The following is an 8644-nucleotide window of genomic DNA, read 5'->3' on the forward strand; positions in this document are numbered from 1 at the left end:
CTTGAAGCGAACTACAGCGACAGCCCCAGCCGCTGGCGCAGCCGGAAGAAGTCGTCGGTGAGCAGCCACGACAGCAGGGCCTTCAGGTCCGCGCGCTCGCGCACCGCCTGGAGGATGGCTTCGGGGCTCTCCTGCTTGTTGGCCACGATGTTCGGATCCTCGCGCAGCACCATGGTGAGGCCCACGGACGGGTCTCCGCACACCAGCAGGCCCGCGCGGTCCGCGGAGTAGCCGAGCGCGTCCACCACCGAGGCCACGTCGATCTTCGACTGCTCGGACAGCGTCTGCGCGGGGCCTTCCGAGGCCTTCATCGCCTTGCGGTTGAAGGCCTTCTTGAGCTGCTTCGTCATCTCGTCGTTGCGCCGGCCCAGGCCGTTGAACTGCTGCACGTGGACGCGGATGGCGTTGCCGAACAGGTCCACCGTCTCGCCCTGGGACGTCTTGGAGAGGACGGCGGTCTTGTTGAGCAGGCCCAGCACCGCCTTGCCGATGAGGAACTTCTGCTCACGGGCGTTGAAGCGGCGCACGACGTCCTGGCCCACGCACAGGGACAGGGGCTCCGTCGTCTCCAACTGCAGGAGGCCACGCCGGGCGAGGTAGACCTCGAACTCCTCCACGCCGAAGGTCTGCGCCACCGCGCGCACGGCCTTGAACACGGCCGAGTCCGGCTTGAGCTTGTCCGTCTTCGGGTTGACGCCGAGCATCTCGAACTGCGGCGGGAACACCTTGCCCAGGTGCTCACCCATGGCGCGCAGCAGCTCCGTCAGCGGGCCTCGCGCGGCCGGGTGCATGAGGACGGTGTCCACGTCGTTGGCGGGCAGCGCCTCGCGGGGCTCCTGCGGCTGCCGGACGCGGGCCTCCGAGTAGAAGGCCTGCTCCACCTCGTTGGTGGCGCGCAGGAAGGTCAGCACCGCGGCGACGGCGAACGCCTTGTCCTGCTGCTTCTGGGCGTCCCACAGCTTGAACAGCGCATGCAGGCTCTCCAGGCGCGCGGGGTCCAGGCGCAAGAGCTGCCGGTGCTCCTCGATGGCCAGCGGGTAGCTGGCCATGTCGCGGCCATACAGCTCCGCCAGCGCGGCGCGGGCCTGGAGGTTCTGCGGATCCTGCTCGACAATCTGCCGGTAGATGACCGTGGCGCGAGCAGGCTCCGCCAGCGGGCCCGCGTAGAAGCTCGCCACGCGGATGCGCAGCGCCACCGCGCGCTTGACGTCCGTGGACGCCGTGGCGGCCGCCTGGGCCTCCAGCATCTGCGCCAGCTCCGGCAGGTTGCGCTGCCGCTCGTAGAGGACCACCAGCCGGTCCACCAGCGCGGGCTCGCCCGGCGTCAGCTCCAGCGCCTTCTTGTAGAGCGCCGTGGCGGAGGCGACGTCGCCCAGGCCCTCGTCGTGGATGCGCGCCAGCTCCACGGTGAAGCGGGCGCGGGCGTCGTTGGGCAGGTCCTGATCCAAGAGCCGCCGCAGGCAGTCCACCGCGCCGCCGAAGTTGCGGCCCTGCGCGTACACCGTGGCCAGCCGCTCCAGCGCCTCCGGGTGGCGGGGCAGGGTGGCCAGCGCCGTCTGCAGGTGCGCGGCCGCGCGGCCCGGATCATTGAGGTGCTGCTGGTAGAGCGCGCCCAGCGTCAGGTGGTGCTGCGCGAGCACGCGAGGGTCGCCGCCCTGCTGCACGCGCTGGCCGAGCATCTGCGCGGCCTCCGCGTACTGCTGCGCCTCCAGGAGGAGCAGGCCGCGCGTCTCCAGCGCGTCGGGGAAGCCGGGCCGGGCCGCCAGGGCCTTCTCCAGCACCGCGAGCGCACGGGCACGGTCGCCCAGGGCCACGTTGTGCAGCCGGGCCGCGGTGACATACGCCGCCGCCGCCGCTTCCACGTCGCGCTGCGCGAGCCGGGCCTCCGCGCGCCGCTCGTGCAGGGCCGCGAGGTCGGAGGAACCGCCGCGCTGCGCGAGCAGCTCCTCCAGGCCGGTGGCCGCGCCCGGGTGCAGCGGATCGCGCTCCAGCGCCAGGCGGTAGAGGGCCGCGGCGCCGTCGGGGTCGTTGAGCTTCTGGGCCGCGAGCTTCGCGGCGGCGACGAAGCCCTCGATGGCGCTCTTGGCGTCGCGGCTGGCGCGGGCCTCGGTCTCCATCATGGCGCGGGCGGTGGCGAAGTCGCCCCGGCGCAGGGCCACGCGGCGGGCGCCCTGGAGCGCGGGGAGGCACTGCGACTGGAGCTCCAGCGCCTGCCGGTACAGCGCGGCGGCCTGCTCCAGGTCGGGGTTCTTCTCCGCCAGCTCGGCGGCGCGCAGCAGCAGCTCCAGCGCCTCCGTGGCGTCGGTGGTGACGGCCAGCCGCATGCCGTACATGCGCGACAGGGCGGCGGTGTCACCCGTCTGCCGCAGCACGCGCTCCAGGCCGAAGGCGAGCCGCGCGTCGGAGGGGTCCGCGTCGAAGGCGCGCTGGTAGACCTCCAGGGTGCGCTCGGTGGGCGGGCCCTTCTCCTGATCCGCGGCGGCCAGCAGGCGCAGGGCGCTGGACAGGCGCGTGTCGGTGACGCGCTCGGCGATGCGGGTGCGCAGCTCCGCGCGGCGGGGGCGGTCCGACACGCGGATGCGCTCCAGCAGCGTGAGGGCGGTGAGGTTGCCGGGCTCCAGGCCCAGCACGGACTCGCAGCACTGCGCGGCGCGGGACGGCTCCTGGAAGCGGTCCAGGTACAGCCGCGCCAGCTTGAGGTACGCGGTCACCTTGGCCGCGGGCGTCTGGCCCACCTGCGTCTCGCGGTCGAGGATGGAGACCAGCTCCTTCACGTTGTCCTGCGCGACGTACAGGCGCTCCAGCGCGCGCAGCGTGGCGGCGTGGCCCGGCGTCAGGCGCAGCACCTCCTGGTAGCCGTCGATGGCCAGCTCCGGGCGGCCCAGCTGGTCCTCCCAGATGGCGGCGGCCTGGTACATCGCGTTGGCGCGCTCCAGCGGATCCGTGCGGTTGGCGGCGTCCGCGCGCAGCACCTCCACGAGGTTCTCCCACGCGCCGTGGGCCCGGTGGATGCGGGCCAGCGCACGCAGCGCCGGGAAGTAGCTGGGCGCCAGCATCAGCGCCTCCTGGTACGACGCCAGCGCCTCGTTCTCCTGCTTGAGGCGGTGCTCGTACAGCTCGCCAATCTTGTAGATGAGCGCGGCGGCCGCGTCGGTGGAGGCCGAGATCTCCGACTCCGCGCGGTACATGTCGATGAGCTTCTCCCAGCGGCCGTCCTGCGCGTACAGCCGGCCCAGGGCCTTGAGCGCGGGCAGGTACGAGGGCGACAGCGCGAGCACGCGCTCATACGCGGTGATGGCGCCCACGCGGTCCTTCAGGTGCTCGTCCAAAATCTCCGCGTTGCGGTGGAGGAGCGACAGGACCTGCTTGGTGTCCCCGGCGAACGACGCCTCCAGGTCGTTGGTCTCCAGCAGCTCGCGGTAGCGTCCGGCGCGCTCGTAGAGGCGGGCCAGGTTGCGCAGCGTGGGCAGGTGATCCGACGCCAGGTCGAGGATGCGCTTCATGCACTCGATGGCGTGGTCGAGGTCGCTCAGGCGGTCCTCGTAGATGACCGCCATCTTGTTGAGCGTGGTGATGACCTGGTCGCGGTCGGACGTCTGGAGCAGGTCCTGCTCGAACATCCCGACGAGCTCGGCGAAGCGGCCCTGGCGCTCGTAGAGGCGGGTGAGGGCCTTCTGCGCGGGGAGGTAGCCGGGCTGGAGCTGGAGGCACGCGTTGTAGCGCGCGATGGCGTCCTCCTGGCGGCCCAGGCGCTCCTCGAGAATCTCGGCCGCCTTGTACATGCGCGCGGCCTTGCCCTTCGCGTCCTCGGCGGCGGTGACCTCCGCGTCGAAGACGGCGACGAGGCCCTCCCAGTTCTGCATCCGGTACGACAGCTTGCCCAGGCCCGCGAGCGCGGCGGCGTGGCTGGGGATGCGGGAGAGGATGGCCTGGTAGCGGGCGGCGGCCTCCTGGTCGCGCTTGAGGTCGTCCTCGTACAGCGCGGCGAGGCGCAGGTTGATGGCGACGAGCTCGCTCTCGTCGTTGATGGAGCCCACCCACGCGAGCAGCACATCGGCCAGCTCCTCGAAGCGGCCCTGCGTCTCGTAGATGCCGGCGAGCGCGCTCAGCACGAGCGGCTCATGCGGGCTCACGCGCCGGGCGGCGAGCAGCGCGGAGAGCGCGTCGTCCTTGCGGCCCAGGCGGTCGTGAATCTTGGCGATGTGGAGGTACGCGGGAGCGGCCTGCGAGCCCTGTCCCTCGGCTTCGGAGAGGAGGGCGGAGAGGAGCTCGTCGGTGCGGCCTTCGCGCTCGGCGACGCGCTTGACGGCGGCCTGGAGCAGCGGGTCGGAGCGGTCGAGCGCGAACGCCTCGCGGAACGCCGCGGCGGCGGCCTCCTTCTGCTTGAGGCGCTCCTCCAGGACCATGCCCGCGGAGGTGAGGTAGTGGGCGCGAAGGGACGGCGGGACGACGGCGGCGGCGAGCAGCCGGTAGATCTCCACCAGCGCGCCGGCGTCGTTGCGGGACGCGTAGACGGACTCGAGCTGCGTGAGGAGCGTGACGTCGGTGGGCTTGCGGTCCAGGGCCTGGCGCAGGGCATCCGCGGCGTCGTTGTCTCGGGACAGGCGCTCCTCGAGGATCTGCCCCTTTTCGAAGAGGAGGGAGGCCTGCTGGCGAGGGTCCTCGGCGGCGATGAGCTCCGCGTCGATGAGCTGCACGACCATCTGCCAGTTGCCGACGTCGGCGAAGAGGCGGCGCGCGGCGCGGATGTTGGCGAGGAAGCGCGGCGCCAGCTTGTAGGCGTTCTGGAACGCGACGGCGGCGTTGCGAGGGTTCTTGAGCGGCTCTTCCCAGAGCAGACCGACCTCATGGAAGAGGAGGGCGGCCGTCTGCGGCTCGGTGGTGGCGAGCGCCTTGGCCTCGCGCTCCATGGAGGCGATGCGCTCGCGGGCATCGTCCTCGGCGCTGGCCTGGGGAACAGGGGCGGGCAGGGTGGTCACGTTCTGGGCAAGTACCTGCGCCGCGCCCGTCGGTTCGGGGGCTCCGGGGGGAGGCACCGATGCGGAGGACGAAGGCCGCGTGACGTCATTGCGCTCGCTCATGGAAGCCGGCTCCAGGCACTTTGAAATTGAGAGGGGGAGACTGAACGGGAGTTCGTACCACGCGCTCGGCTGGCCCCTCAACTTCCCGACTTTCCAGGCGATTTGAGTGCAGGGGAGGCAGGCGGACGGGCGGTGGGACGCTGCAGGAAGCAGGGCGCGGCACCCCCCTTGGCCGGATCACAGGTGTTCCGGGTTTGCCATAAATGCTGTGCTAGCTTGCAAAGCAGGCTTGCAACCAGGAGCGACATCCGTGGCCGACCTTCAGCCGTTCCGAGGAGTGCGTCCTGCCCAGACGCTGGGACAGACGCTGTGCACTCCCCCCTACGACGTGGTGAGCACCGCGGAAGCGCGCGCCTACGCCCACGGCAACCCGCGCAGCTTCTTCCATGTCTCGCGGCCGGAGATTGGCCTGCCGCCGGACACGGACGAGCACTCCGACTCCGTCCACGCGGCGGGCCGGCGCAACCTGGAGCGCTTCTTCTCCGAGGGCTGGCTGAGGCAGGACGACGAGCCGTGCTTCTACCTGTACCGGCAGCGCATGGGCACGCACACGCAGACGGGCGTCGTCGCCCTGGCCCGGGTCGACGAGTACGACCAGGGCCTCATCCGGAAGCATGAGCTGACACGCTCGGACAAGGAGGACGACCGCACCCGGCACATCGACATGCTGGGGGGCAATGACGAGCCGGTCTTCCTCACGTACCGGTCCGTGCCGTCCATTGGCGCGCTGATGGAGGAGGGGATGCGCGCGGCGCCCCAGTACGACTTCACCACCGAGGATGGCATCGGCCACACCTTCTGGCGGGTGCCCGGGAGCCTCAACGCGCGGCTCACGGCGGCGTTCCGCGAAGTGCCCATGCTCTACATCGCGGACGGGCACCACCGTTCGGCCGCGGCCTCGCGGGTCCACTCCTTGCGCAAGCAGCGCGGCGAGGGCGGCGGGCATGGCCGGTTCCTCGCGGTGGTCTTCCCGCATGATCAGATGCGCATCCTCGCCTACAACCGCGTGGTGAAGGACCTGAACGGGCTGACGCCGGAGGTCTTCCTGGCACGGCTCGGCGAGCGGTTCGAGGTGACGCGCGGATCCTCGAAGGTCCAGGACCGGGCGCACCAGTTCGGGATGTATCTGGAGGGCGCCTGGTACCTGCTCACCGCCAGGCCGGGTTCGTTCGGCGCCACGCCGACGGAGGCGCTGGACGTGAGCATCCTCCAGACGAACGTGCTGGGGGCCCTGCTCGGCATCGGGGATCCGCGCAAGGACGAGCGCATCCAGTTCGTGGGGGGCATCCGGGGCACGGCGGAGCTGGAGCGCCTGGTGGACTCGGGCGCGTGGCGCGTGGCCTTCTCGCTCTTCCCGACGAGCCTGGAGCAGCTCATGACCATCGCGGACGCGGGGGAGATCATGCCGCCCAAGTCCACCTGGTTCGAACCGAAGCTGCGCAGCGGCCTCGTGCTGCACCTGTTCTGACCGCCGCCATGGCTCTTGAACATCTGGTCCGAGCGACCTGTGTGCGGTGCGGCAGCCACTACGGCACGCAGAGGCTCTCCACCTGTCCCGGCTGCGGCATCGAAGGCATCCTGGACCTCGAGTATGACTATGACGCCGTCGCGCGGACGCTGACCCGCGAGTCGCTGCGCTCCCGCGTGGGGAACCAGTGGCGCTACCTGGAGCTGCTCCCGGTGGACGGCACCCGGGAGCCGCCGCATCCGCAGGTCGGCATGACGCCCATCTACGACGTGCCACGGCTGGCGGCCGACGTGGGCGTGAGGGCGTTGAAGCTGAAGGACGACGGCCGCAATCCCACGGCCTCCTTCAAGGACCGGGCGAGCGCTGTCGGCGTCCTCAAGGCCCGGGAGCAGGGCAGCGACGTCATCGCCTGTGCCTCGGCCGGCAACGCGGCCGCTTCGCTCGCGGGGTTCTCCGCGGCCATGGGCTTGAAGAGCGTCATCTTCGTCCCGGAGCGCACGCCGGAGCCCAAGGTGGCGCAGGTCCTCATCTTCGGGGGCACCGTGCTGCGCGTGAAGGGCTCGTATGACGACGCCTACGCGGTCTGCCAGGACGCCTGCGCGCGCTTCGGTTGGTACAACCGCAACTGCGCGGTGAATCCCTATCTCATCGAGGGCAAGAAGACCGTCGGGCTGGAGCTGGCGGAGCAGCTGGGGGAGCAATTGCCGGACTGGGTGGTCCTCTCCGTGGGAGATGGCTGCACCCTGGCCGGAGCCTGGAAGGGGCTGTGGGAGATGCACCGGCTGGGGTTCATTTCCCGGCTGCCGCGCATGCTCGGCGTCCAGGCCCAGGGGAGTGCGCCGCTGGTGGACGAGTTCGTCCGGCAGGAGGGCGCCATCCGCCCGGTGGAGGCCCGGACGCTCGCGGACTCCATCGCGGTGGGACAGCCGCGCAACTGGCGCAAGGCCCTGCGCGCCATCCGCGAGTCGCGAGGCGCCATGCTCGCGGTGGATGACGCGAGCATCCTGGAGGCAATGCGGAAGACGGCCCAGCTGGCGGCGGTCTTCACCGAGCCCGCCGGGGCTTGCGCGGTCGCGGGGCTGAGCCGCGCGGTGGAGCAGGGAATCGTGGGGCGTGACGAGTCCGCGCTCGTCGTCGTCACGGGCAATGGGCTCAAGGACATCCGGAGCGCGACCCAGGCCTCGGCCCAGCCCATCAACCTGCCCGAGGACATGGCGGGCCTGGAGCAGGTGCTCCGGGCGCGCCAGTTGATCTGACCTCCGTTCAGGCGCGCTTGCCGGACGGGGGATTGCGCACGAGATCGAACTCCTCGCCGAAGTACTCCTCCCACTTGCGGGAGTTCGCCTCGCTCCGGGCGATGTAGGGCGACAGGCTGATGAGCTTCACCACCAGCCGGTTGAGCCCGGACAGCACCGGCGGCAGCGGCCTGAGGAAGTCCAGGAAGAGCACCACGCGGTCCCCGTCGTTCTCCTTGCGCACCTCGTGGTCGTGCGTGTCGTCGAAGATGAGGCTCTGCCCCTCGCGCCAGGAGGCCGTCTTGTCGCCCACGCGGATGTGGGCCGCCTCCGCGGGCTCGGGGACCAGCAGGCCCAGGTGGTAGCGCAGCACGCCCTTGTAGTGGCCGGAGTGCGGGGGGATGTGCTTGCGGCCCCGGAGGATGGAGAACATGGCGCTCGTCATGCCCGGGATGCCCTCCAGCAGGCGCGTCGTCTCCGGACACCGGCGGCAGTTGTCCTCGAACTTCACCCCGTAGCCGTAGAAGACGAACGTCTTCCAGCGATCATCCGTGGTCAGCTCGCGCTGCTCGGGCATCAGGTCCTGGAAGTTGGGGATGATCTCCACCCCCCGCATCACCGCGTCCAGCTCCTGGCGGATGACCCGCCAGTTCTGCTCCATGCGGGTGGTGAAGGGAAACGCCGCCGGGTCGAAGAAGGTGTGGTTGGCGTCCGGCCGCTTGTGGATGGCCTGGGTGACCTGCTTCGCCGTGAAGAGGGCCCCGTGCGTGAGCGCCGTGCCGGCCAGCTCCCGCGCCTGTTGTTTCAGCCCTCCGAGCAGACCCGAGGGGCGCGGGGGGGCGGTGTTCCCGGTGCTGGAG

Annotated in this window: 4 protein-coding genes; 2 read left to right on the top strand and 2 right to left on the bottom strand. The window is 70.9% G+C overall.

What is annotated here, in order from left to right:
- Window positions 1–11: 11 nt before the first annotated feature.
- Entirely contained in the window at window positions 12–5081 is a 5070-nt protein-coding gene (locus tag D7W79_RS12770; RefSeq protein ID WP_120525646.1) for a tetratricopeptide repeat protein, read from the bottom strand.
- A 250-nt stretch (window positions 5082–5331) separates the two neighbouring features.
- On the opposite strand from D7W79_RS12770, the gene D7W79_RS12775 reads away from it, so the two are divergent.
- Both D7W79_RS12775 and D7W79_RS12780 read left to right on the top strand, forming a co-directional pair.
- Complete coding sequence (locus D7W79_RS12775; RefSeq protein ID WP_120525647.1) at window positions 5332–6549, top strand: DUF1015 domain-containing protein; 1218 nt, start codon at window positions 5332–5334, stop codon at window positions 6547–6549.
- Window positions 6550–6557: 8 nt separating this feature from the next.
- The gene (locus tag D7W79_RS12780) at window positions 6558–7805 is read left to right on the top strand and encodes a threonine synthase (protein ID WP_120525648.1); all 1248 of its coding nucleotides are present in this window, start codon (window positions 6558–6560) and stop codon (window positions 7803–7805) included.
- A 7-nt stretch (window positions 7806–7812) separates the two neighbouring features.
- Here D7W79_RS12780 and D7W79_RS12785 read toward each other — a convergent pair.
- Window positions 7813–8644, bottom strand: an 832-nt coding sequence (locus D7W79_RS12785; protein WP_147441904.1) for an aspartyl/asparaginyl beta-hydroxylase domain-containing protein, incomplete at its 5' end; no start/stop codon positions are given.

Source organism: Corallococcus exercitus (assembly GCF_003611585.1).
In the GTDB taxonomy this organism is placed as follows: Bacteria; Myxococcota; Myxococcia; order Myxococcales; family Myxococcaceae; genus Corallococcus; species Corallococcus exercitus.

Excerpts from the sequence above, each read along its gene's own strand:
- D7W79_RS12780 (WP_120525648.1), top strand. The coding sequence starts at position 6,558 with ATGGCTCTTGAACATCTGGTCCGAGCGACCTGTGTGCGGTGCGGCAGC.
- D7W79_RS12770 (WP_120525646.1), bottom strand. The coding sequence starts at position 5,081 with ATGAGCGAGCGCAATGACGTCACGCGGCCTTCGTCCTCCGCATCGGTG.